This is a genomic window from Streptosporangium sp. NPDC051023 (genome assembly GCF_040689595.1).
GTDB lineage: Bacteria > Actinomycetota > Actinomycetes > Streptosporangiales > Streptosporangiaceae > Streptosporangium.
Window position 1 is genome coordinate 97105 of record NZ_JBFBCE010000015.1, and the last position, 23044, is coordinate 120148.

Here is a 23044-nt window from a genome sequence, read left to right on the forward strand (position 1 = left end):
CCGGGAACGGCCCCGGCGGGCCTCAGCGCACGGAGGCCTCGTGGACGAAGTCCGTGAGGCGGGCGAGCTGGTCGGGGTCGGTCGCGGGCAGCACGCCGTGGCCGAGGTTGAAGACGTGCCCCTCCGCCTTGGCGCCACGGGCCAGGATGTCGGCCGCCCTGCGCTCGACGACCTCCCACGGGGCGAGCAGGAGCGCGGGGTCGAGGTTGCCCTGCAGCGCCCTGCCCGGCCCGACCCTTCTCGCGGCCTCGTCGAGCGGGACCCGCCAGTCGACGCCGACCACGTCGGCCCCGGCCTCGCCGAGCAGGCCGAGCAGCTCACCGGTGCCGACGCCGAAGTGGATGCGCGGGGTGTCCAGCTCGGCGAGGCCCGCGAAGATGCGGCTGGTGTAGGGCAGGACGAACTCGCGGTAGTCGTCGGGGGCGACGGCGCCGACCCACGAGTCGAAGAGCTGTACGGCCGAGGCCCCCGCGGCGATCTGGACACGCAGGAAGCCGAGGGTGATCTCGGTCAGCCGGTCCATCAGGGTGTGCCACAGGTCCGGCCTGCCGTACATCATGGCCTTGGTGTGGTCGTGGTTCTTCGAGGGGCCGCCCTCGATGAGGTAGGAGGCCAGGGTGAAGGGCGCCCCCGCGAACCCGATGAGGGGGGTCGCGCCCAGCTCGCCGGTCAGGGCGCGGACGGCCTCCGTGACGTAGGAGACGTCGTCGGGCTCGATCGGGCGCAGCGTCCCGACCGCGGCGGCGTCCCTGATCGGCTCCGCGACGACCGGCCCGACGCCGGGCTTGATGTCGAGGTCGATCCCGATCGCCTTGAGCGGCACCACGATGTCGCTGAAGAAGATGGCCGCGTCGACGCCGTAGCGCCGTACGGGCTGCAGGGTGATCTCCACGATCAGGTCCGGGGTCGCGCACGCGGTGAGCATGGGCACCCCGCCGCGCACCGCCCGGTATTCGGGCAGCGAGCGGCCCGCCTGACGCATGAACCACACGGGCGTGTGGGAAACGGGCTGGCGGCGGCACGCGCGCAGGAACGAAGAGTCGGCAAGCTCGGGAGTCACTCCACCAGGGTGCCATGCCGGGAGCGCGGTCCGCTCTTCAAGGCTGCTGAGTGTCGTTCTGGGTATGAAATCACCGGTTATTAAATGAGATCACCCTTAACAACACCTAGACAGCTTCAAGTCATGATGACGATAGGGTTCCACCCGTTTCGAGTGCTTCGTCCGACGAAACCCGATGGCGGAAGGCCTCCGACGACGCCGGACCGCGCGAAGCGATCATGTTTCCGGGTACAGTTCCTCCCATCGACGAACCTGGTCCGGCCCCCGGCTGGTCCAAATGTTCGTCAAGTCACCGCGCGGCATCGATTCCGGCACCACTTTCGGGACACGCCGAGCACGTTGCGCGGAAATGTCGGCGCGACGTGCCAACGTCGGACCACGACCCGACGAAAGGCCTGTGCGATGTCCACGATGTGGAGTTCACCCGAGCGCCGCGGTGAGCACTGTGCTTCCTGTGCCGACGAGCGGGTGTTCGAGCAACCCCCCTGCCTCGACGGTCACGAACCGGGTCAGTGCCCCGAATGGGCCTGTGTCGACTGCGGTCACGCGCTGTTCCTCCGCATCTCCGGCGACATCTCCGACGACGGGGACGCACTCGCTCCCCGCCTGTCGGCGGCAGTGGCTTGATCGGTCCCGATGGCTCCTACACACACCCCAGTGGTCCCCATGCGTTCAGTTCCGACCTACGCTTCCGATATGACCGCCGGTGACACGCCGCTCGCCCCCGCCGCTTTCACGCGCGCGGCGGCGAGCATGCGTCCCGCCGAGGTCAGACCGGAGATCGAGCTGGAGGACATCCCGGCGCCACAGCGCCTCGCCCCCTACTCGGCCGCCATCGGCGCGTCGGTCTACCGCGACGACGACGAGCTCGCGGTCGGCCGCCTCATCATGCTGTTCGACCCGGACGGCCAGCGCGGCTGGGACGGCCAGTTCCGACTGGTCGCCTATGTCAGGGCGGACATGGAACCGGAGATCACCGAGGACCCGCTGCTCGGCCCCGTCGCGTGGAGCTGGCTCACCGAGTCGCTCGACGCGCACGGCGCCTCCTACGCCGCCGCCGGAGGCACCGTCACCAGAGCGGTGTCAGAGGGCTTCGGCAACAAGGCCGAAGACCCCGTGACCACGGAACTGGAGCTGCGCGCCTCCTGGTCCCCGCTGGAGGAGGATCTCTCCGGCCACGTCGCCGCCTGGTGCGATCTGATGTGCCTGGCGGCCGGCATACCACCCCTGCCACCCGACGTGGCGAGCCTGCCGCCACGCCGTCGCGAAGATCCGGAGCCCTTCCGAACGTGACCGACGAGACAACCATCGTTCCGCTGCTGGAGCCGCGAGAGGGAATCCCACCCGTCATCGAGGACCACGCCGACCTCGCACGCGCCGTGCGCGCCTTCGCCGAGGGCACGGGCCCGGTCGCCGTCGACGCCGAGCGTGCCTCGGGATACCGCTACAGCGGTCGCGCCTATCTGGTGCAGCTGCGCCGCGCCGGTGCGGGCAGCGCGCTGATCGACCCGACCCACTGCCCCGACCTGTCCGAGCTCGACGCGGCGCTGGCGGACGCCGAGGTGGTGCTGCACGCCGCCTCCCAGGACCTCCCGTGCCTGGCCGAGCTGAACTTCCGCCCCCGCGAGCTGTTCGACACCGAGCTGGCCGGTCGGCTGCTCGGTTACGAGCGGGTCGGGCTCGGGATGATGGTGGAGAACGTCCTCGGGCTGAGGCTGGAGAAGGGGCACTCGGCCGCCGACTGGTCGACCCGGCCGCTGCCGGAAGACTGGCTGCGCTACGCGGCGCTCGACGTCGAGGTCCTGATCGAGCTGCGCGACATCCTCTACCAGGAGCTCGACTCCACCGGGAAGCTGTCGTGGGCGCAGGAGGAGTTCGCCTCGGTGCTGGCGCACAAGTCCCCCGCGCCCCGCTCGGATCCGTGGCGGCGCACCTCGGGCATCCACAAGGTCCGCTCGCTGCGCGGGCTCGCCGTGGTCAGGGAGCTGTGGACGCTGCGGGACGAGCTGGCCAGGGAGTCCGACCTGGCGCCTGGCCGGGTCCTGCCGGACGCGGCGATCGTCACCGCCGCCCTCGAGCTGCCCCGCACCACCAAGTCGCTCACCGAGATCCCCCCGTTCACCGGGCGCAGCGCCCGCAGGCACCTGCGCGACTGGCTGGCCGCGATCGGCAGGGCCCGCGCGCTGCCCGAGTCACAGCTCCCCCAGCCCAGCACACCGGGCGACGGGCCGCCGCCCGCCAACCGGTGGATGGACCGCGACCCGGTCGCCGCACGGCGCCTGGCCGCCGCCAGGGCCGTGGTGGCCGCACTGGCCGACGAGCACCACATGCCGACGGAGAACCTCGTCCAGCCGGACGCGGTGCGCCGCCTGACCTGGGAACCCCCGCCGGTCATCGACGACGAGACCGTCGCGGCCCGGCTGCGTGAGCTGGGCGCGCGGGAGTGGCAGATCGGGCTGACCGCCCACCCGATGGCCAAGGCGCTCGTGCGCCTGGAGACCAAGGGCGAGATCTGACGGCCGCCGCCGCACCGTGTGTGCGGCGGGTCCGGCCACTCGAATCTTCCTTTACAAAGTAGATTTTTAACTTCCCGCGGAAACACCTGAACCCCCGAGCCGGTAAGCCGCTACAGACCTGTCGATGGACAACAGATCCGTGGACTCCGAGGAGACGGCGCACGGGCGGCATCCGGACGCGCGGGTGCTGGCCAGGGTCGCGGGCGGGGACGCGAGCGCGCTCGGCGAGCTGTACGGGCGGCACTCGGGGGCGCTGTTCGGCTTCCTGTACCGGCTCGCCGGAGACCGGGGCACCGCGGAGGAGATCCTCCAGGACACGCTGCTGGCCGTGTGGCGTTCCGCCGCGACCTACCAGGGCCGTTCCAGTGTGAGCACCTGGCTGTTCGGGGTGGCACGCAGGCAGGCGCACAACCGGCTGCGCGGGATCCCTCCCCCGCTCGCGGCCGAGCCGTACGAGCGGGCCGACAACGTGCCCGGCCCTGAGGAACTGGCGGTGGGAGCGGAGCGGGTGCAGGAGGCGCTCGCGCGGCTGCCGCTGGCGCAGCGCGAGGTGGTCGTGCTCGCCTTCCTCAACGACCTGGGTCACCAGGAGATCGCCGAGATCCTGGGCATCCCGGTCGGCACGGTCAAGAGCCGCCTGCATCATGCCCGCGCGACCCTCAGGGGGGTGCTCCGTTGAAAGGGAACGATCACGTGGACGAGTGGCCCGAGCTGAGGGGGATCGGCGACGGCGTTCCGGCGCCGCCGGGACCGGAGATCGTGCGGAGCGCGCTGTGGAGATCGGCGCTCGAGGGCGGCCGGCCGCCCGCCGTGCCGAGGGTCGTCAGGGTATGGGAGCTGCTGGTGATGGAGGCCCGCGTCCAGCCCCTGCCGATCTGGCTGGTCTCCGCGCTGGTCATGGCGACCGGGGTGGGGTTCGTCCTGGCCGAGCCGTCCACGGCGGTGTCCGTGCTCGCCCTGGTCGCGCCGCTGGTCGCGGGGATGGGCATCGCGGCGGCGTGCGGCCCGCGCGACGGCAGGGTCTTCGAGCTCGTGGCCGTCACGCCGACATCGCCACGGGTGATCCTGCTGGCCAGGATGACGCTGGTGTTCGGCTACGACCTGGCGCTGGGGCTGGCCGCCTCGGCGCTGCTGTCCCTGCCGATGCTCGGCTCGGTCGCCGACTCGGCCGCGGCGCAGCTGGTTTCGCTGGTCACGGCGTGGCTCGGGCCGACGGCGGTGATCGCGGCGCTCAGCCTGCTGCTGTCGGTGTGCTGGAACGCCGAGGGCGCGGCGGGCGTCGCCCTGGCGGTGTGGGGACTGTACATGCTGAGCCTCATCGACTGGCCCGGGCTCTCCTGGCTCGGCGCGCTGTGGACCACCAGCCCCGGGACGATCGCTCTGGCCTTGGTCATGGCACTGGCCGCCGTGGTCATGGCGGGGTGGCGTGAACCGATCCGGCGTCTCCCCGAAACTCACCGATCGTGAAGCACCTCGGCCTCCGGGCACACGAGACGCGCGTTCTCGGAGGTGAGAACGAGTGATCGCGACCCTGCGCCACGAGTTCGGCATGCAGATCCGCCGCCCCGTCCTGTGGATCGTCTACGGCCTGGCGTTCACCCTGCTCGTCGTCAACCCTCAGCTCGGATATCTGCTCCCCGACGTCGGGTCCTTCCCGCACGACACCACGGCGGCCCTGCTGGCCATGGGCGACATCATCAACGCCATGATGCCGATGGTCTACGGATGCCTGCTGGCCGACCGGCTCGTCAGAGACCGGCGGCTCGGCGTCACCGAGGTCCTGAACACCACCCCCGCCGGGCGCACGGGACGGCTCCTCGGCAAGTACCTGGGCGCCTGCGCTGCCACGGCCACACCGATCGCGCTCATGTACTTCGGCCGGGTCCTCGTCTACGCGATCATCGGGGGCAGGCCTGGGGCGCTGCCCCTGTCCATGGCGGTCTTCGCGGCGACGAGCCTGCCGGGCCTGCTGTTCACCGGGGCGCTCGCCCTGGCCGGTCCGCTGCTGATGCCGGTACAGCCGTTCCGGGTGCTGTTCGTCGGTTACTGGTGCTGGAGCAGCCTCATCTCCCCGGACATGATGCCCACCGTGGCCTACTCGATCCTCTCACCGGGCGCCCGCTACGCGAGGTTCGCGCTCTTCGGCGTCAGGTTTCCCCCGGGCGTCCAGGCGCCATCGGACTACGAGCCCTACCGCCCGACGTCCGGCGCGGCGTTCGACGCGCTGCGTCCCGTGGGAACCCCGGCCGTCGCCTTCCTGTGGATGGGCGTGATGGTCGCGCTCACCGCGGCCGTCCTCCTGCTCATCCGTCTCCACACCGCCCGCACGGAGCACTGACATGCGCATCGAGATCTCCCGGCTGACCAAGACCTACCGGGGCGGGGTCCGCGCCCTCGACGGGCTCGACCTGGAGGTGCCCACCGGCATGTACGGCCTGCTCGGCTCGAACGGCGCGGGCAAGACCACGCTCATGCGCATCCTGGCCGGGCTGCTCAAGCCCACCTCGGGAACCGTCAGGGTTGGCGGACACGACGTCACCGAGCCCGGCGGGCGGCTGGCCGTACAGCGGGAGCTCGGATACCTGCCGCAGGACCTCGGCGTCTACCCCGATCTGACCGCCCGCGCGTTCCTGGACTACATCGCGCTGCTCAAGGGCCTGGACTCCCGTCCCTTCCGGCGCCGCAGGGTCGGTGAACTGCTGGAGGTCGTCGGCCTGTCCGACGTGGCCGACCGCAGGCTGAAGGGCTTCTCCGGCGGAATGGTACGGCGGGTCGGCATCGCCCAGGCGTTGCTGGCCGACCCGAAGCTGCTGATCGTGGACGAGCCGACGACCGGCCTCGACCTCGAAGAGCGGATCAGGTTCCGCACCATGCTGGTCGAGCTGGCCAGGGAGCGCACGGTCCTGTTGAGCACGCACATCATCGAGGACGTGGCCCAGACCTGCCGCTCGCTGGCGGTCCTCACCGGGGGCCGCCTGGTGTTCGACGGAACCGTCGGAAAGCTGGTCTCGCACGCCGAAGGGCTGGTGTGGACGGTCACCACCGCGGGGCCCGCCCCCTCGATCGGCAGGGTCGTGGCGGCCGTTCCCGACAATGCGGGAACGCGCTACCGCGTCGTCGCGCCGTCGTCTCCTGAGGCGGGTGCCGTACCGGCGGAGCCGACCCTCGAAGACGGTTACCTGGCACTCATGGAAAGCGCACGGAACGCGTCCTGAACGAGCCCGCCATATCGAATGGCGATTTCGAGCGCGCGTTTCCAGGGCCCCCGGCGGAAAGTCCTCTCAACGGGGGAAAGGAGAGAACGGACACGTGGCGTTCGGTTACGGGGGAAGTCACACGTGTCGTTTTTCTACCGGGGGCCGTTCTTGAAGGGTTCCCGGCGGACGGGGGCACCCGCCGGGAACCCGCACCCGTTCTCCCATGCGGCACCACGGGAGAACGGGCGGTCATGGGCGGGGAGTCATTCCCCGCGCGAATTCACCCCCGCGAGAGGCTTTCCAGCCGCTGGGCCGTCTCCTCGGCGGAAGGGGGCCGTTCGCCGCCGGGCACGGCGCACCACACGGTCCTGCCCCGGCCTTCCGGCCGCTCGCGGACGCCCCACCTGCCACCGCAGATCCGGTCGACGATGAGCAGGCCACGGCCGCTCTCCGCCATCGGGGTCTCCCCTTCGGGGATGTACGGCGCACTGAGGAGCGATCCGGGGTCGGAGACCTCCACGTGGACCAGCCCGGCCGTCTCCGTGAGGGTCAGTCCGACCAGGTCTCCGGCACGTCGCCGATCGGCGTGCTCGACGGCGTTGGCCACGAGTTCGGACACCACCTGCACGACATCCTCCAGCAGGGGATGGTCCACACCGAGAAAGGCTCGCACCTCGCCCCGCGCCCGCCGAACCGATTCCTGAGCGCTCTCCAGAAAGACCTCTCCGAGCTTTTTCGGTTCCATGCCAAAAGCCCTTCGTCGCGCATCGGCAGCCCGTCTCATGAATTCACCCGAGTTCGCGGTCCACGGCCTGTCTTTTTGCGTCCCGCCCTTCAAAGAGTCCCAGAAAGCGACTACGCTCGGTAGCGGATCGAATACACCTTTCTTACACAGCTCCGTGTACTCCGCCCGGCCACCGCGAGGAGAGGCCAGTGACCACCCCCATCAGCTTCGACCCGAACATCTCACCGAGGGTGCAATTCGGTGCAGAGCTTCGCAGGCACCGAAATGCCGCACGAATGTCACAAAAAACGCTGGCGGCCCTGACAGGCTGGTCGATCAGCCAGATCAGCATGCTGGAGAACGGGAACCGGGGACCGACCCCGGAGCTCGCCTGCAGCATGGACTCCGCCCTCAAACTCGACGGGGCACTCTCCAGCCTCTGGGCGATGCTCGACAACGTGTCCAAGCAGTTGCCGACGTGGTACCGGTCATGGCTGGAGATCGAACGAGAGGCGGACACCCTGCGGACGTGGCAACCCGTGATCGTTCCTGGGCTGCTTCAGACAGAGGACTACGCGAGAGCCGTGCTGTCCACCGAGCCGCTCGCGACACCCGAACAGATCGAGGAACGCACAACCGCGCGGATGGAACGCCAGAACATCCTCCGCCGCACGTCACCTCCCGTGTGGTGGGTGCTCCTGGACGAAGGAGTTCTCGATCGCCCCATTGGAAGTCCCAGCGTGATGGCCGCCCAGCTCGGCCACCTCGCCGAAACCGCGAGTTCTTCGCGGATCACCATCCAGATCGTGCCATGGAGCGCCTACAGTGCCATTGGCCTCATCGGAGCCTTCGTCATCGCGACGGCACCGGGAGAGCCCGACACGGCCTACATCGACTCGGCGGGGATCTCGGTCCGGGTGACGGGCAGACCGGATGACGTCAGCTCACTAGCATTGAGATACGACGCGATCCGCGCCGAAGCCCTGTCCCAGCGCGAGTCACTGATCCTGATCAAGGAGAAGATGCGACGATGGACGACCTGCAGCGGGAACTGAGCACGGCTACCTGGCGCAAGTCCACCCTCTCCGGAAGCGACGGCACCGACTGCGTCGAGATCGCCCGACTCTCCGGCGGACACGTCGGCGTCCGCGACAGCAAGAACCCCACCGGTCCGGCGCTCCTGTTCACCTCCGCCGATTGGAGCGCCTTCATCGGGGCCGTCAAGAACGGCCAGTTCGACTGACTCAGTCCCATGACCTGATCGAGGAGAAAATCCAGACATGGACGACCTGCGACAGGAACTGAGCACGGCCACGTGGCGAAAGTCCACCCTCTCCGGAAGCGACGGCACCAACTGCGTCGAGATCGCCCGGCTCACCGGCGGACACATCGGCGTCCGCGACAGCAAGAACCCCACCGCCCCCGCCCTCCTGTTCACCCCCACCACCTGGGACACCTTCATCGACGGCGTCAAGGCCGGCGCCTTCGGCTGACGCACACCCCAGCACAGGACGACAGAGCCGGTCCCCGCCCCTCACGGACGGGGACCGGCTCCTTTCTGGCGGCTTTCTGTCGGGGCAGCCGCGTCCTCCCGCGGCTACCCCGTTGGAATCAATCGTCCTAGGGCGTCAGGACGTCGTCGACCGCCGCCTGCAGGTTCGGTTGCGGGCCGATGTGGTGGGGGTCGCCGGTGGGCTGTGCCGTACCGGTCAGTTTGAGGGTCGAGCGGACCTGGGCCGGGGTGAGCACCGCGCCCGCGTTCTTGGCCACTCCCTGGAGGGCCGTCACCGCGCCAGCCACGATGGCGCTGGCGCTGGAGGTGCCGTTGAAGTAACCGGTGTACATCTTGTTCGGGTTGGTCTCCGACGGGGTCAGGTCCTGCGAGCCGGGGATGCCCAGGGTCGCCACGCATGAGCCGTAGGCCTGGACGTCGACGCGCGAGCCGTACGTCGAGAACGACAGCGCGGTCCGCTCGGCGGGCGGGGTGGATCCCAGGCAGTTCGTCCCGCCGGGGCTGGGCGGCGCTCCCGCCCCGACGACGACGGCACCGGAGTCGGGACGGCCCATGATGGTGGTGGCGTAGGTGTCGGTCGGGTCGTCGAGGTTGTTGCCGCCGTTACCCGCGGCCTCGACCACGGTCACCCCGGCAGCGGTGGCCAGCACCGTCTGGTCGTAGATGCTGCTGTCCACCTCCCACGGGTACCAGGGGCCGGAGGTGCCGTCGGGTATCACCGCGAGCTCGAACAGGATCACGTCGCCCGGGTTGGAGTGCGCGGTGGCGTAGGCGACGGTGTCGGGAGTCTGCTCGCCGCCCAGGTGCAGCGTGGCGTGCGGTGCGATGCCCGCCATGCCGAGTCCGTTGTCGTCCTGGGCGCCGATGATCCCGGCGACGGCGGTACCGTGATAGATCGTGACGTCGTTGGCGCACAGGTCGCCGAACATGGGCGGCACCTGAAGCACCGCGCCGGTCGCGACGCGCCCGGCCAGGTCCTCATGACACTGGTTCCACCGGGTCAGCGCCCCGCTGAGCTGGACCGGGCTGGTCCGAGCCGTGGTGGTGCCGTCACCCAGCCGCCCGCTGCCGTTGGCGCCCCATGCGTGGAACCACTGGCTGAGCTTGGCGACGTTGTGCGCCGTGCCCACCGCGATCGACTCGGCGCCCAGGGAGAGCGCGACGGGTGTGGTGGAGTCGGTGGTTGTGCCGTTGCCGAGCTGCCCCTGGGCGTTGTCACCCCAGGTATAGGTCGTCGAGGTGAGCGACGACGTCGTGGCGGCGCTGTGCAGGGAACCGGCGGCCACCTGGCTGACGTTGGTCAGGCCGGAAACCGAGACCGGGGTCTTCCTGTCGGTGAGGGTGCCGTCGCCGAGCTGGCCCTGGCTGTTGTCGCCCCAGGCCTTGACCGTGCCGCCGGAGACCAGGGCGAGCACGTGTTCGCCGCGGCTGCTGACCTGGCTGACGTTGGTCAGGCCGGACACGGTGACCGGGGAGATCCGGTCGGTGGTGGTGCCGTCGCCGAGCTGCCCCTGGCTGTTGTCGCCCCAGGCCTTGACCGTGCCGGTGGCGAGCACGGCGACGGAGTGGGCCGCCCCCGCCGCGACCGAGCCGAACGCGGTGGACACGCCCGTGAGCCCGGGGACGGTGAGCGCGAGCGAGGAGTCCATGGTTCCGTAGCCGAGCTGGCGCTGGCTGTTGTCGCCCCATGCCCTGACGGTGCCGTCCGACATGACGGCCAGGACGTGACCGGGGCCCGCGCTGATGCCCACCGCGGTGGAGATCCCGGCGACCTGCACCGGGACCGAGCTGTCGGTGGTGGTGCCGTTGCCGAGCTGGCCCTGGCTGTTGTCGCCCCACGCCCACACGGTGCCGTCGGACTTCAGCGCGACCGAGTAGCCGTTACCGGCGGAGACGGTGGTGACCCCGGTCATGCCGGGGACCCGTGCCGGAACCTTCCTGACCGTGGTGTGACCCAGACCGAGCTGGCCCTGGGCGTTGTCGCCCCACGCCCACACCTCACCGCCTGACGCGTTCCACGCCAGCATCAGCGAGTGGTCGTCACCCGCGGCGACCTTCTGCGGCCCGTACTCCGGGACCAGCATGGCCTGGTACTCGATGTCGGTGACGGTGATGCCGTCGCCCTTGCCACCGGGCTGCGCGTTGGCGTAGTCGGCGTTGATGCCCCCTCCCTGGACGGAGCCGATCGCGTTGCGGTACTTCTGGTGCGAGCGCAGTGGCTCGGTGGCAGCGACCGGGAGCGTCCTGGCCTGGGCGATCTCCACCGAGGGCAGGGCGTTGAGGTCGCTCAGCAGCGACTCGATGCCCTTGGGCACGGTGACGACGAACCACGAGTTCAGGTCGGGCAGCTCGCGGCCGGTCCGCTTCTCCAGCTGGAGCCGCTGCTCGGTGACCTCCGTCTCGGGCGTGGACGACAGGGGCCTGATCGACGCGCCCTTGTACTTCGCCAGCACCTGCTGGATCTCGGAGGCGTCGGCGGTGTTCTGTGCGACCAGCTTCTGCTCGTGAATCCGTACGGCCCGGTCGGACTTGAACTTCACCGAGAGCTGGGTCGTGGAGAATCCTTTGGGAAGCGGCCCGTGTGTGCCCGGCGCGATGCCCTTGTCCTTGCTGTGGTCGTAGGCCGGGGCCGGCTCGGCCGAGGCCGGTCCGGTCGAGATCATGCTTGTCAATGTGCCGACGGTTACGGCGAGTATCGCCGCGGCGATTCGCCGTCGTGATGATCGAGACCTTCCGCGATCCGAGGCATTGGAGTGAAGTGGCAACGAATTCTCCTCTGACGCCTTTCGCGACGCACGGGTCCGGAGTCTTACAACGAGTGACTCCGGGTATGCCGAAAAGCGGCGGCACGCCTCCCTGAGCACATCGATCCGACGTATCGCAGCCGCCGGAAGTCCCCGTTACCCGCACCGTCGAAATGTGTCTGAAAACAACAGACCCGACGAGTCAGCATAGACTGATCACCCGCTTGAAAATCAACCGTTGAAGCGATTTATGCGATCGGCCATTAAGTGAATGCGGGGAGTTATTTCAACGATTTTCGAAAGAGTCACCTCTTCAGCTGAAAGCTAATCCCCACACGCTTGACAGTGGCCGGGAAACGTCATAGAGATGACGGCCCCCCGATGCCCGGCCGCCCGCCGCGCTCCACGTCCGCCCGGTCGTGGTGCGCCATCACGCTGTGGGAAGGGCAGCTCCCGCGACAGATTTCCAGCTGATTCCACCTCCGCGGAGGGTGTGCGCGGACCACTCACTCCCTGGGAGAATAGGACATTCATCCAAGATGGCGACTTTCCATACGAGATGGAGCAGAGTGAAACACTCGGCGAAACAAAGCCGGAAGGAGTGCACCCCGACGGCCCTCACCCTGCGGAAGGCACCATCGTCGCACCACGACGGCGGACGCCGTAATTCTCAGGGCACGAATGCGACACAGCGGTGACCAGGGCTCTCGTTTATCCGCACACCACACCGGACACCGTTCGGAAGACCGCGGAAACACAGAGTGAATGTGTCGAAGGAAACACGGGAAAGACAATGGCGCGCCGGTCGGCCCGCATCGATGGACAGCGGACCGGATCTCCCCGAACCATGCTGGAGTTCGGTGCCGAGACAGACGACACCGCGATGTGAATGCGTACGGCCAGCGACATGGATCCCGAGGGGGTTGCCGCCGAATGGCACCGGCTGACCGGTACCGAGGCGGACTGGATCGGCGCTCTGTGAGGCGCTCGTCGTCAGCCACGCGAAGAGGCCGCCGAACGGCACGGCCGGAGCGTGTGCCCGCCGAGGTAGTGGGGGTTTCCTACCTGAACGTGTGATGTCCGGCGGCCGGGCTCCGGCCAGGATGAGAAGGAGATCGCCGGGAGGCTCGATCACCCCTGGCCGGTCGTCTCCGCAGGGAAGGAGCTGTCAGATGACTCAGGAACACTCCGAGGTGCCGCGCGAGGAGTGGCGCCCGTTCTTGGACAGCCTGTCCAGGCAGTACGAGGGCTCAGAGGTGACCATAGAGGTGCTGGACCAGGGGTTCGGCGACCAGGTGCAGACCGAGAGGCTTCCGCTGGCCTACATCGAGTACGACGACAAGGACGACATCTTCTCGGTGGGAGTGGGCGGGCGCGACGGACGCTATCCGGTGGTGCTCCGCCACGGCGTCGAGCACCCGCAGAGGATCCTCACCGACGTCGTGTCGCCGGACACGCCCCGGGCCTTCGACATCATCGACACGGGCGGCACGCATACGATCATCACCATCCACCGCGCCGCCTAGCACTCCAGCCGTAGACCGCGATCTTGCCGGTGGAGGCGAGCAGGAACACGAACGGCCGCCGCGATCATCGACTGCTGTGTCGACGAACGAAGACCCCACGGCGGGGCCGCCCATCAGCGGCCAGGTCGGCTGCTCAACTCCGCACCAGGGCCCCTGACTCCATCGCGACCCAGATCGCGCCGTCGGGTCCGACCGTGAGCCCGTGGGGTTCGGCGCCCTCCAGCGGATACTCCTCGATCTTGCCCTCGGTGGTGATGCGGCCCAGCTTGCCGATGCCCCACTCGGTGAACCAGAGAGCACCGTCCCGGCCGGTCACGATGGCGTGCGGCCTGGCGGCGCGGTCAGGCAGCGGGAACTCGCTGATCGCACCGGAGGTGTCGATCCGGCCCACCTGGCCCGCGCCGATCTCCACGAACCACAGCGCCTCATCCGGTCCGGCGCAGATGCCCACCGGAGCGGCGTCCGGCGTGGACAGCGCGTACTGCGTCACCTCGCCGTCGACGGTGATGCGGCCGATCGCGTTGCCCTGGTTGAGGGTGAACCAGAGCGCGCCGTCAGACCCTGCCGCGATCGCCGACGGCATCGCGCCTTCGGTGGGCAGCGGGTGGAGGGTGACCTCGCCCGCCGCGGTGATGCGTCCGATCCGGTCACCCCGGAGCTGCGTGAACCACATGGCCCCGTCGGGACCGGCGGCGATGCCGTACGGCGACTTCACCTCGAAGGCGGTGATCGTGCCGTCCAGGGTGATCCGCCCGATCCGGCCACCGGCGAACTCCGTGTACCACAACGATCCGTCGTGCCCCACAGTGATCACCGTGGGCTGGCCGTCGGCAGGATCGAGCTGGAAGATCGTGGGCTCCTCACCCGGCACGACCCGCCCGATCTGTCCCTGATGGACGAGCGTGAACCACAGCGCGCCGTCGGAACCGGTGACGACGCCGTAAGGAGAACCATTGATCAACATACGTAGCCCCCTGAAAGTGAGATCTTCGCGCCGGTGAAACGGCGTCGCAGCGCCCGGTCGTGCTTGAGGGAGAGCTGCGTGGTCAGACCAGATCGAAAATTGCAACTTTTGTAGCATTAAGCTAACAGAGCAACGAGGCTTAACGCAACTGGAGTAGATTTTGGAGCAGCGTCCCGGTGGTCGCAGCGCTCGCGTGGGCGACGCCGTACGGCAGGCGACCCTCGCCGAGCTGGCCGAACACGGCTACAACGGACTGACGGTGGAGAACGTCGCGATCCGCTCAGGCGTCCACAAGACGACCGTGTACCGCCGCTGGGGGAGCGTGGAGGGGCTGATCGCCGACGCGCTGGATCTCGCGCGTGAGGAGCCGTGGCCGATACCCGACACCGGCTCCTTCCAGGATGATCTGCGGGAGATCGTCGGGCTGGTGCGGAGCGGGTTCGCCGATCCCGTCGCCGGGAAGATCTCCGCCGCGTTCGTGACGGCGGCCGTACAGAACAGCAGCGCCGCGCGATTCCTGCACGACTACTTCATGGCCCGCCACGAGCAGGCGGCCGAAGTGGTGCGACGAGCCGTCGAGCGGGGCGAGGTGCCGGCGGACACGGACGGCGTCGAGGTGATCAGGATGGCCGTCGCCCCGATCTACTACCGGCTGTTCATCACCCACGAGCCGGTCACCGAACGCGACGCGGTACGCGCGGCCGACGCCGCTGCCGCCGCCGCCCGCGCGGGCGTCATCTAGCCGTCTCGGCCGGTCGTCGTCCACGGCCGGCCGATCCACGCCGTGACGATCAGGAGTCCGCACAACCAGCACACGTCGAACGAGGCGTCGGGCACCTCGTCACCGCACGTCATTGTCTTTCCGCGTTTCCCCGCGACGCGATCACTCCGTGTTTCCAGGATTTCGCGAACGGTATCCGGTTCGACGCTCACGCAGATGGGCGCCCCCGGCCGCAACCGCCTCACATTCATACCTTGACAGCCACGGAATTCCCCCACGGGGTGCGGCAAGGACGTTTTCCACACGATGAGGGACGTCGGACACGACTTCCCCGCGACTCCATTTCACCGATTGTTCGCCCGGCTTTGGCTCATGCCGGAAGTCACCGCCTCGCGAGGCACTCGCTTTCTCCGGGAGAACACGTGCTCCCCCCTTCCAGGGCACCGGAAGCAGTCGGCGCGGGCTACGGAACCGCCCTTGTCACAGAATGACGAGACATGACGACCGAGTGGACACCGGACGCGGCGAGCGGCCGGACGTCGGAGGGCCGTCATTTCTACGACGTTCTCCAACCACTGTCAAGCACACGGAAATCAGCTCCCGGCCGACAGGCCGCCCCTGCCGTGAATCGGCGTAATGACTCCGCGCGTTCACCTAATGCCGGTACGTGTAAATTGCTTCTGCGGTTGATTTTTACATGGGTTTTCGGCCTATGCTGACCCGTCGCGTCTGTTGTTCTCATGACACATGTCGATTGTGCGAGCAATGGGTCTTCCCGTGGCGGCGACGCCTCGGAACAATGTGCTCCCCGGAACATGCCTCCGCTGTTCGGCATGCCCGGGGTCACTGACCGTAAGACACCGAACTCGCACGCCGACAAAGACACCGTGGGAGAATTTGGTGCCAGTCAGCTCTCATTTTCATAATTTTGAAAAAGTTCGACCCTCGCTGCGTCGGCTCGCCGCGGCCGTGCTCGCCGTGACCGTCGGCACGCTGTCGGGTCTGGTCTCGGCGGGACCGGCCTCGGCCGAACCGGCTCCGGCCTACGACCACAGCAAGGAGAAGGGGATCGCGCCGGGCACGCACGGGCCGCTTCCCAAAGGGTTCTCCAGAACCCAGCTGTCGGTGAAGTTCAAGCCGGAGCAGGCCGTACGGCTGCGCGACCGGAAACTGGTCGCGGCAAAGGAGGCCGACGCCTCCGAGATCCAGCGGGTGCTGGCCAAGTACAAGGGCGCCGCCATCAGGCCGCTGTCGTCCGCGCCCGAGACGAAGGTCACCCAGCAACGGGTTCAGCTGGAGAAGAAGACCGGCCGCGAGCTGCCCGACCTGAACTCCTGGTTCGTCGTCACCGTGCCCGAGGGCATCGAGTCGCTGCTGGGCGACCTGAACGCCCTGCCGTCGGTGGAGATCGCCCAGGCCAAGCCGATTCTGGCGTCCCCCACCGAGCCGTTGAGCTCGAACCAGACGTATCGCAACCCGGCCGTCTCCATCCTGGGCGGAGGGGTCGACGCCGACTACGCCAACGCGCAGCCCGGCGGCAAGGGCGACGGCATCACCGTCACCGACCTCGAGGTGCAGAGCTCGCTGGTGCCGAGCTACGGGGCGCAGACGATCTCCGCGGGCGACGACCACTCGCTGATGCTGGCGTGGGGCGGCTCGGGGGCCGGGGAGGTGTGGGCGTGGGGCGACAACGCCCAGGGCCAGCTCGGCATCGGCAACACCACGACCAAGAAGGTCCCGGTGCGGATCCCCACCCTGACCGGCATCAGCGCCGTCTCCGCGGGCAACGGCTTCTCGGTCGCGCTGAAGAGCGACGGCACCGTGTGGGCGTGGGGCGACAACAGCCAGGGCCAGCTCGGCAACGGCACCACCGTCGACAGTACGACCCCGGTCCAGGTGACCGGGATCACCAACGCGGTGGGGGTGAGCGCGGGCGCGGGTCACGTCCTGGCCGTGCTGTCGAACGGCACCGTCAAGGCGTGGGGCGACAACAGCCAGCGCCAGCTCGGTTACGGAACCGCCGACTCCTCGACCGCGACCCTCGTTCCCAGCCTGACGGGTGTGTCCACCGCGGTCGGCAGCGTCGCGGCGGGCACCGCCCACTCCGTCGCCCTGCTGTCCGGCGGCACGGTCAAGACGTGGGGCGACAACAGCCAGGGCCAGCTCGGCAACGGCAGCACCGTCGACAGCCCGACCCCGGTCACCGCCTTCGGCCTGAGCGGCGTCACCCAGGTCAGCAGCCGCGCCGACCACGTGCTCGCACTGATCTCCGGCGGCACGGTCAAGGCGTGGGGCGACAACTCCCAGGGCCAGATCGGCAACGGCACCCTCGTCGACAGGAAGACCCCGATCGCGGTGTCCGGCCTGACCGGCGTCAGCGGCATCTCCGCGGGCTCCCTGCACAGCACGGCCACGACGACGACGCCGACCGGTTCGGCCTTGGCGACGTACGCCTGGGGTGACAACGCCCAGGGTCAGCTCGGCAACGGCACCACCACCGACTCCACCACGCCCGTCGCGCTCTCCGTGTCCGCCGACACGATCGCGGCGGGCCTGGCGCACACCATCAGCAAGGTCGGCCCGGTGTTCCACGTCTGGGGCGCCAACGGCAGCGGACGGCTCGGCGACGGCACCACCACCTCCCGGACCAGCCCGACTCCGCTGAGCGGAGTGGTCAGCGCGTGGAACCTGTGTCACGAGGAGCTGGCCGGGCGGGTCGCGACCGGCCAGGTGGTCCAGCTGCCGACCATGTTCGGCGACCCGTGCGCCAACGACCTCCCGGTTCACCACGGCACCGCCGTCGCCGGGATCATCGGCGCCCAGGACGACAACGGGGCCGGCATGGCGGGCATCGCGCCGCACGCCACCCTGCACCTGACCGGCACCGACACCCCCGACTCCGTCGCCTACGCGACCGCGCACTCCGGGCCGGGCGACGTGATCCTGTACGAGAGCGCGATAACGCCCGACGGCAACTCCGGCCCCTGGTATCCGTGGGAGGTGGAGAGCAGCATCTACGACCAGACGGTGCTGGCCGTCGCGGCCGGAGTGACCGTGGTCGAGGCCGCGGGCAACGGCGGCAACAACCTCGACGACCCGAACGACGCCTACGCCGTCACCGTCATGGGCCGCCCCGACTCCGGCGCCCTCATGGTCGGGGCGGGAGCGCCGCCGAGCCCCGGCGGGACGAACTGCACCGGGTTGCCCCTTCCCGCCGAGCGGACCGCGCTGTCGTTCTCGACGTACGGCTCGCGCGTGGACGTCCAGGCCTACGGCACGTGCGGGGCAACCCTGGGGGCTCCCGGCTGGCAGGACCTGAGCCCGTCGGAGACCGATCCCAACAAGATGTACATCAGTTCCTTCGGCGGCACCTCCGGCGCCAGCGCCATCATGGCCGGGGTGGTGGCCGACCTCCAGGGCGTGGCCAAGGCGGCGGGCGGGGTGCTCACCCCGGCCCAGGTGCGCGACACCCTCAAGCTGACCGGCACGGCGCAGCCCGCCGGTGACCCCCACCACATCGGCCCGCAGCCGAACCTGCACGCCGCGATCGACGACATCCTGGCTCCCTAAGACGATCGATTCCAACGGCCCACCGGGCGCGCTCTCCCTCAGATGTTCACCGGGGGCCGTTGGAGCACCTCGGCCAGCACCTCGTCGACCGGGGTGGGCATGACGCCGAGAATCTTCTCGGTCTCGGTGAAGTCGGAGACGTACGGCAGGCCGGGCGTGTACAGCACCTCGTGGAGCTCGGCCCAGAACGGGTCGGTCAGCGCGAGCAGGGCCACGTCGCGCTCGGTCAGCTTCTCCAGGCGGGGCCTGGGCGCACCGGCCAGCTCGGTCAGCCGGACGGCCAGTTCACGGACCGACGGCGTGACGACCGGAACGTGCCAGGCCCGCCCCCAGGCCCGCTCGTCACGGCTCGCGGCGACCAGCGTGCGGGCCGTGTCTCCAATGGACGAGTAGCTGTGTGGCAGGTCGAGCTCCTGGGGCACAAGGGAGAGCGCGCCCGCCAGCACCTGCGACTGCACCAGGAGGCTGAAGACGGACACCGCGCCCGCGCCGTAGAACTGCCCGGCCCGCACCTCGGTCACCTGGGCCCCCGAGGCGGCGGCCTCCTCCCAGATACGCGCCCTGAGACGCCCCTTGGGGCCGGTCGCCCGCAGCGGCAGCCCCGGACTCACGGGCCCCTCGACCAGGCCGTAGGCGTAGAGGTTGCCCAGCATGACGAGGGGCGTGCCGGTGCGCCGTACGGCCGTCAGCGTCCCGGTCGCCAGCGCCGGGAACTCCTGGACCCAGCGGTGGTACGGCGGCGCGGCGCAGGAGAACAGCGTGGCCGCGCCCTCCAGCAGCCCGGTCAGCCGGTCGGCGTCGGTGACGTCGGCGGCGATCCGCTCGATGAGCGGGTGGTCGGGGCCGCCGCCGCTCCTGCTGACGATCTTGACGCGCTCGCCGTCCTCGGCCAGCAACAGGGCGGTGCGGGATCCGGCGGCGCCCCGCCCGGTGATCACATGAAAAGTCATGACCACACCTTGCACGGCGGGCCTAAGCTGTCAGCAGTGGCCTGAATGCCACGTATCCGGAGGATCTGGCCAGTGCATCGCATCACGCTCGTCGTCGTGCCGCCCGTCATGGGCTTCGACGTCTCCATCCCGTACATGGTCTTCGACAGCGTCGAGGTCGGCGGCGTCCCCGGCTACGCGATCCGGGCCTGTGCGGCCGAGCCCGGCATGACGGCCACGGTCGGCGGCCCCGGCCTCCTCATCCCCCACGGCCTGGAGGCGGTGCGCGAGGCCGACACCGTGATGGTGGTCGGCAGCGGCGGCGAGCAGGCCGACCCCGACGTGCTGGAGGCGCTCAGGGAGGCGGCGGCGGCCGGGACGCGGATCGTCTCGCTGTGCACCGGGGCCTTCGTGCTGGCGCAGGCGGGCCTGCTGGACGGCCGCCCCGCGACCACCCACTGGGGCCTGACCGCCGAGCTGGCCGCCCGCCACCCGGCGATCGACGTACGGCCCGACGTGCTCTACGTCGACGACGGCCAGGTGCTGACCTCCGCGGGCGCGGCCGCCGCCATCGACCTGTGCCTGCACCTCATCCGGCTCGACCACGGTTCGGCCGCCGCCAACGCCGCGGCCAGGGCGACGGTCGTCTCACCGGTACGGCCGGGCGGTCAGGCCCAGTTCATCCAGACGCCGCTGCCGCCGGAGCGCGGCACCTCGCTGGCCGCGACGAGGGCATGGGCGCTGGAACTCCTCGACCGCCCGCTGACTCTGAAGGACCTGGCCGGGCACGCCGGAACCAGCGTGCGGACCCTGACCCGGCGCTTCCACGCGGAGACCGGGCTCAGCCCGCTGCAGTGGCTGCTGCACCAGCGGATCGACCGGGCGCGCGAGCTGCTGGAGACCACCGACCTGCCGATGGACCAGGTCGCCTGGCGGAGCGGGCTGGGCAGCGCCGACTCCCTGCGCAAGCATCTGGTCGACCGGGTGCGGCTCACGCCCACCGCCTACCGCGCGAGCTTCCGCCGGACGGCGGGCGGTGACCGGCGGAGCACCCACACCACGAGGACGGGGCCGTAGACCTCGCGGCCGTGACACCCGCGACTCGCACGGGTGAGCGCCCTACGGATCGGGGCCGGCACGCGGCGCCCGACCCGGTGATGCGAGCGGTCCGGCCCGTGTCCGGTCCTAGGGACCCAGGATCGGCCGGAGCTCCATCGCGCAAAGCTTGGCGTCGGGCCAGCGGGCGGCGATGTCCAGGGCGCGCTCCTCGGTCTCGCACCTGATGATACAGATGCCCGCGAGGTACTCCTTGGCCTCGACGAAGGGGCCGTCCGTCGTCACCGGGACGCCGTCGCGCACCCGGACGGTCCTGCTCTGCGCCAGGTCGGCCAGGGCCTCCCCGCTGACCCACTCCCCTGATTCGGTGAGCTCCGCCATGAGCGCGTTGGCCTCGCCGATCACACCGTCACGCTCCTGGTCGGACAGGGCCCCCCAGGTCTCGGGGTTGTTGTAGATCAGCAGCATGTATTTCACGGCTTCACTCCTCATCGTCACGGCGCCCACGCGGGCACCCGTTCACTGGAAACGTCGGAGCAGCAGACGATATCTCGACTGGGCCGACGGAAATCAGTGAACCGGAACAGCCACCGCCCCGTGCCGGGAACGGTGGCCGTACGACCGTGAAAAACGAGAAAGGTCAGCAGGTGGCGAGCATGCCCTCAAGGGCGGTTTTCTCCGAGCTCTGGAGAGTCAGGCTGTAGTACCACTTCACCTGGATCCAGGCCCTGGCGTAGGTGCAGCGGAAGGAGCCGAGGGACGGCTGCCAGGTCGAGGGGTCCTGGTCGCTCTTCTGCTGGTTGACGTTGTCGGTCACGGCCCACAGCTCGGGCCCGCCCAGGTCGTTGGCGTAGGTCTGCCGCTGGGCGGTGGTCCACGCCCACGCCCCGGACCGCCAGGCCTCGGCGAGCGGCACCATGTGGTCGATGTCGATGTCGCTCGCGGCGGTCCAGGTGGCGCCGTCGTACGGGGAGTACCAGCTGCCGGAGGTGGCGGAGCAGCTGGAGTTGACGACCACGCCGACGCCGTCCCGCTTGAGCACGGTCTCCCTGGTGTCGCACGAGCCGCTGATGGTGATCCAGTGGGGGAACAGGCTGCGGCTGTAGGTGGACTGGTGCGACTCGCTCGCGACGGTGAGCGTGGCGAGCCTGGCGGCGGCGGTGGACGCGGAGGGGATGTTGGGCGGGGTCGCCCATGCCGTCCCGGTGGTCAGGGTCGAGGTGAGGACGATCGCGGCGAGGGCGGCCAGAACCGCGGTGACGACTCGTTTCACGAGTGGCCCCTTCTGTTGCCCGCCTCGGCCAGTCGGAGGGCCTGGGCTTTACGAGGCAGGAACAGACGGAACTTCTCAAACCGCAATAAACGTACAAATATCAGGGTTTGACGACGAGACGGAGGGCGATTAGTCGGATCATGCCGCTAACCCGTGCGACAACCACTCCCCAGCTGTGCCGATGTCAGGAAAAGGCGCCGACCAGATGGCATTCCCTTTATCGAATGGACTGCGAAAATCTGATGAACGGCCATTTCCGCGAAATATCCTCTCCTGTCACCTTGACACGAACCCGACTGGAGGGCTCTGTCCGTGCTTTTCAGCCCCCGAACCCCGATGCGTGCTCTTCGGCCCAGGCGGCGAAGGTGTGAGCCGGACGGCCGAGGATCTTCTCCACGTCGTCCGTGGGACGGGTCGGCCTGGCCAGGTCCCGGGCGTACCGTGCCATGAGCGCCGCGACGAAGGGCTCGGGCAGGCCGCGGGCGGTCAGACCCTGGGCGGCGGCCTCCGGCGGGATCTCCGTGTAGGTCAGCGGCCTGCCGATGACCTCGCCGATGATCTCCACCATGCCCGCGTGGGTGAGCGCTTGCGGCCCGGTCAGGTACGCGCGCTGATTCACCAGGTCGTCGGTCAGTAGGGCGTGGGCCGCCACCGCCGCGATGTCGTGCTCGTGGATCGGCGTCTCGGCGAAGCCGGCGTACGGGCCGCGGACCACGTCGCCTGCCATGATCTGGCCGCCCCAGCTGATCAGGGCGTTGACCGCGAAGCTCGACGCGCGCAGGCTCGTCCACTCCAGGCCGCTGGCGACGGCCGCCTCCTCCGCCTCCTTGTTGCGGTCGCCGCGGAAGCGCGACGGCTGGCGGTCGAGAGGTTCGTCGATGTTGACGGCCGACAGCGCCACCACGCGCCGCACTCCGTGCTTCTTGGCCAGCGCTACGAGCTCGGCCGCCGCATCGCCCACGGCCCGCGGGTGGAGGAACAGCGCGGTGACCCCGTCGAGGTGCCGGGCGAGGGCGCCGGGTTGTGCCGGGTCGCCGATCACCACCTCGGCCGTGGCGGGCGGGGAGGTGGGCTCGGGGGTGCGGGTGACGGCGCGGACCTTGACGTTCGCGCTGGTGAGCAGGTCCACGAGGGGGCGGCCGATGGTGCCCGTGGCTCCGGTGACGAGGATCATGTCAAATCCTTTCGCATGCCGTACAATATGGAAACCATAACATCTAATTTGAAAGTCATATTATATGAGTTCCGTCA

22 protein-coding genes are annotated in these 23044 nt (G+C 69.3%); 13 read left to right on the forward strand and 9 right to left on the reverse strand.

What is annotated here, in order from left to right:
- Positions 1-22: 22 nt before the first annotated feature.
- A complete protein-coding gene (gene hemE / locus AB0395_RS12780; protein ID WP_366280036.1) occupies positions 23-1060 on the reverse strand; it encodes a uroporphyrinogen decarboxylase in 1038 nt (345 codons plus the stop codon).
- Between the two features lie 420 nt (positions 1061-1480).
- A complete protein-coding gene (locus AB0395_RS12785) occupies positions 1481-1606 on the reverse strand; it encodes a hypothetical protein (protein WP_366280039.1) in 126 nt (41 codons plus the stop codon).
- 150 nt (positions 1607-1756) lie between these two features.
- Here AB0395_RS12785 and AB0395_RS12790 point away from each other — a divergent pair, with 150 nt between their 5' ends.
- From AB0395_RS12790 to AB0395_RS12815, 6 genes are all read left to right on the forward strand, one after another.
- Positions 1757-2353 carry a DUF3000 domain-containing protein gene (locus AB0395_RS12790; RefSeq protein ID WP_366280041.1) on the forward strand — a complete coding sequence of 199 codons (597 nt, stop codon included), beginning with the start codon at positions 1757-1759 and terminating at the stop codon, positions 2351-2353.
- On the forward strand, positions 2350-3576 hold the full coding sequence (locus tag AB0395_RS12795; RefSeq protein WP_366280043.1) for a ribonuclease D: 1227 nt from the start codon (positions 2350-2352) through the stop codon (positions 3574-3576). Before AB0395_RS12790 ends, AB0395_RS12795 begins: the two co-directional genes overlap by 4 nt.
- Before the next feature lie 124 nt (positions 3577-3700).
- Positions 3701-4255: a sigma-70 family RNA polymerase sigma factor gene (locus AB0395_RS12800; protein ID WP_366280046.1), complete on the forward strand. Its 555-nt coding sequence runs from the start codon at positions 3701-3703 to the stop codon at positions 4253-4255.
- 14 nt (positions 4256-4269) lie between these two features.
- Complete coding sequence (locus AB0395_RS12805) at positions 4270-5043, forward strand: hypothetical protein (RefSeq protein ID WP_366280049.1); 774 nt, start codon at positions 4270-4272, stop codon at positions 5041-5043.
- 52 nt (positions 5044-5095) lie between these two features.
- Positions 5096-5914, forward strand: coding sequence for a hypothetical protein (locus tag AB0395_RS12810; RefSeq protein ID WP_366280052.1), 819 nt, complete (start codon positions 5096-5098; stop codon positions 5912-5914).
- Between the two features lies 1 nt (position 5915).
- The gene (locus tag AB0395_RS12815; protein ID WP_366280055.1) at positions 5916-6791 is read left to right on the forward strand and encodes an ABC transporter ATP-binding protein; all 876 of its coding nucleotides are present in this window, start codon (positions 5916-5918) and stop codon (positions 6789-6791) included.
- Between the two features lie 262 nt (positions 6792-7053).
- Here the strand turns inward: AB0395_RS12815 and AB0395_RS12820 are convergent, their stop codons facing one another.
- Complete coding sequence (locus tag AB0395_RS12820) at positions 7054-7518, reverse strand: ATP-binding protein (protein WP_366280058.1); 465 nt, start codon at positions 7516-7518, stop codon at positions 7054-7056.
- Positions 7519-7706: 188 nt separating this feature from the next.
- Here AB0395_RS12820 and AB0395_RS12825 point away from each other — a divergent pair, with 188 nt between their 5' ends.
- The 3 genes from AB0395_RS12825 to AB0395_RS12835 are packed head-to-tail and all read left to right on the forward strand — an operon-like array spanning position 7707 to position 8990.
- Positions 7707-8552, forward strand: coding sequence for a helix-turn-helix transcriptional regulator (locus tag AB0395_RS12825; protein WP_366280060.1), 846 nt, complete (start codon positions 7707-7709; stop codon positions 8550-8552).
- Entirely contained in the window at positions 8528-8740 is a 213-nt protein-coding gene (locus tag AB0395_RS12830) for a DUF397 domain-containing protein (RefSeq protein ID WP_366280063.1), read from the forward strand. Before AB0395_RS12825 ends, AB0395_RS12830 begins: the two co-directional genes overlap by 25 nt.
- A gap of 37 nt (positions 8741-8777) precedes the next feature.
- Entirely contained in the window at positions 8778-8990 is a 213-nt protein-coding gene (locus tag AB0395_RS12835; protein ID WP_366280066.1) for a DUF397 domain-containing protein, read from the forward strand.
- Between the two features lie 127 nt (positions 8991-9117).
- On the opposite strand, the gene AB0395_RS12840 is transcribed toward AB0395_RS12835, so the two are convergent.
- The gene (locus tag AB0395_RS12840) at positions 9118-11673 is read right to left on the reverse strand and encodes a S8 family serine peptidase (protein ID WP_366280068.1); all 2556 of its coding nucleotides are present in this window, start codon (positions 11671-11673) and stop codon (positions 9118-9120) included.
- 1253 nt (positions 11674-12926) lie between these two features.
- On the opposite strand from AB0395_RS12840, the gene AB0395_RS12845 reads away from it, so the two are divergent.
- A complete protein-coding gene (locus tag AB0395_RS12845) occupies positions 12927-13280 on the forward strand; it encodes a DUF5335 family protein (RefSeq protein ID WP_366280070.1) in 354 nt (117 codons plus the stop codon).
- 133 nt (positions 13281-13413) lie between these two features.
- Here the strand turns inward: AB0395_RS12845 and AB0395_RS12850 are convergent, their stop codons facing one another.
- Positions 13414-14244 (reverse strand): virginiamycin B lyase, encoded by an 831-nt coding sequence (locus AB0395_RS12850; RefSeq protein WP_366280073.1) that lies wholly within the window; start codon positions 14242-14244, stop codon positions 13414-13416.
- A gap of 160 nt (positions 14245-14404) precedes the next feature.
- Between AB0395_RS12850 and AB0395_RS12855 the strand changes: the two genes are divergently transcribed.
- Together AB0395_RS12855 and AB0395_RS12860 are read left to right on the forward strand one after the other, a co-directional pair.
- Positions 14405-14986 carry a TetR/AcrR family transcriptional regulator gene (locus tag AB0395_RS12855; protein ID WP_366280075.1) on the forward strand — a complete coding sequence of 194 codons (582 nt, stop codon included), beginning with the start codon at positions 14405-14407 and terminating at the stop codon, positions 14984-14986.
- A 957-nt stretch (positions 14987-15943) separates the two neighbouring features.
- Positions 15944-18535 carry a S8 family serine peptidase gene (locus tag AB0395_RS12860; protein WP_366280077.1) on the forward strand — a complete coding sequence of 864 codons (2592 nt, stop codon included), beginning with the start codon at positions 15944-15946 and terminating at the stop codon, positions 18533-18535.
- 38 nt (positions 18536-18573) lie between these two features.
- Here the strand turns inward: AB0395_RS12860 and AB0395_RS12865 are convergent, their stop codons facing one another.
- Positions 18574-19485: an NAD-dependent epimerase gene (locus tag AB0395_RS12865; RefSeq protein WP_366280079.1), complete on the reverse strand. Its 912-nt coding sequence runs from the start codon at positions 19483-19485 to the stop codon at positions 18574-18576.
- A 72-nt stretch (positions 19486-19557) separates the two neighbouring features.
- Here AB0395_RS12865 and AB0395_RS12870 point away from each other — a divergent pair, with 72 nt between their 5' ends.
- The gene (locus AB0395_RS12870) at positions 19558-20541 is read left to right on the forward strand and encodes a helix-turn-helix domain-containing protein (protein WP_366280082.1); all 984 of its coding nucleotides are present in this window, start codon (positions 19558-19560) and stop codon (positions 20539-20541) included.
- A 108-nt stretch (positions 20542-20649) separates the two neighbouring features.
- On the opposite strand, the gene AB0395_RS12875 is transcribed toward AB0395_RS12870, so the two are convergent.
- From AB0395_RS12875 to AB0395_RS12885, 3 genes are all read right to left on the reverse strand, one after another.
- Positions 20650-20988: a YciI family protein gene (locus AB0395_RS12875; RefSeq protein WP_366280130.1), complete on the reverse strand. Its 339-nt coding sequence runs from the start codon at positions 20986-20988 to the stop codon at positions 20650-20652.
- 172 nt (positions 20989-21160) lie between these two features.
- Positions 21161-21793, reverse strand: a complete 633-nt coding sequence (locus AB0395_RS12880; protein WP_366280083.1) for a DUF1524 domain-containing protein — start codon at positions 21791-21793, stop codon at positions 21161-21163.
- Positions 21794-22112: 319 nt separating this feature from the next.
- Positions 22113-22967: an NAD(P)H-binding protein gene (locus AB0395_RS12885; RefSeq protein ID WP_366280085.1), complete on the reverse strand. Its 855-nt coding sequence runs from the start codon at positions 22965-22967 to the stop codon at positions 22113-22115.
- Between the last annotated feature and the right edge of the window lie 77 nt (positions 22968-23044).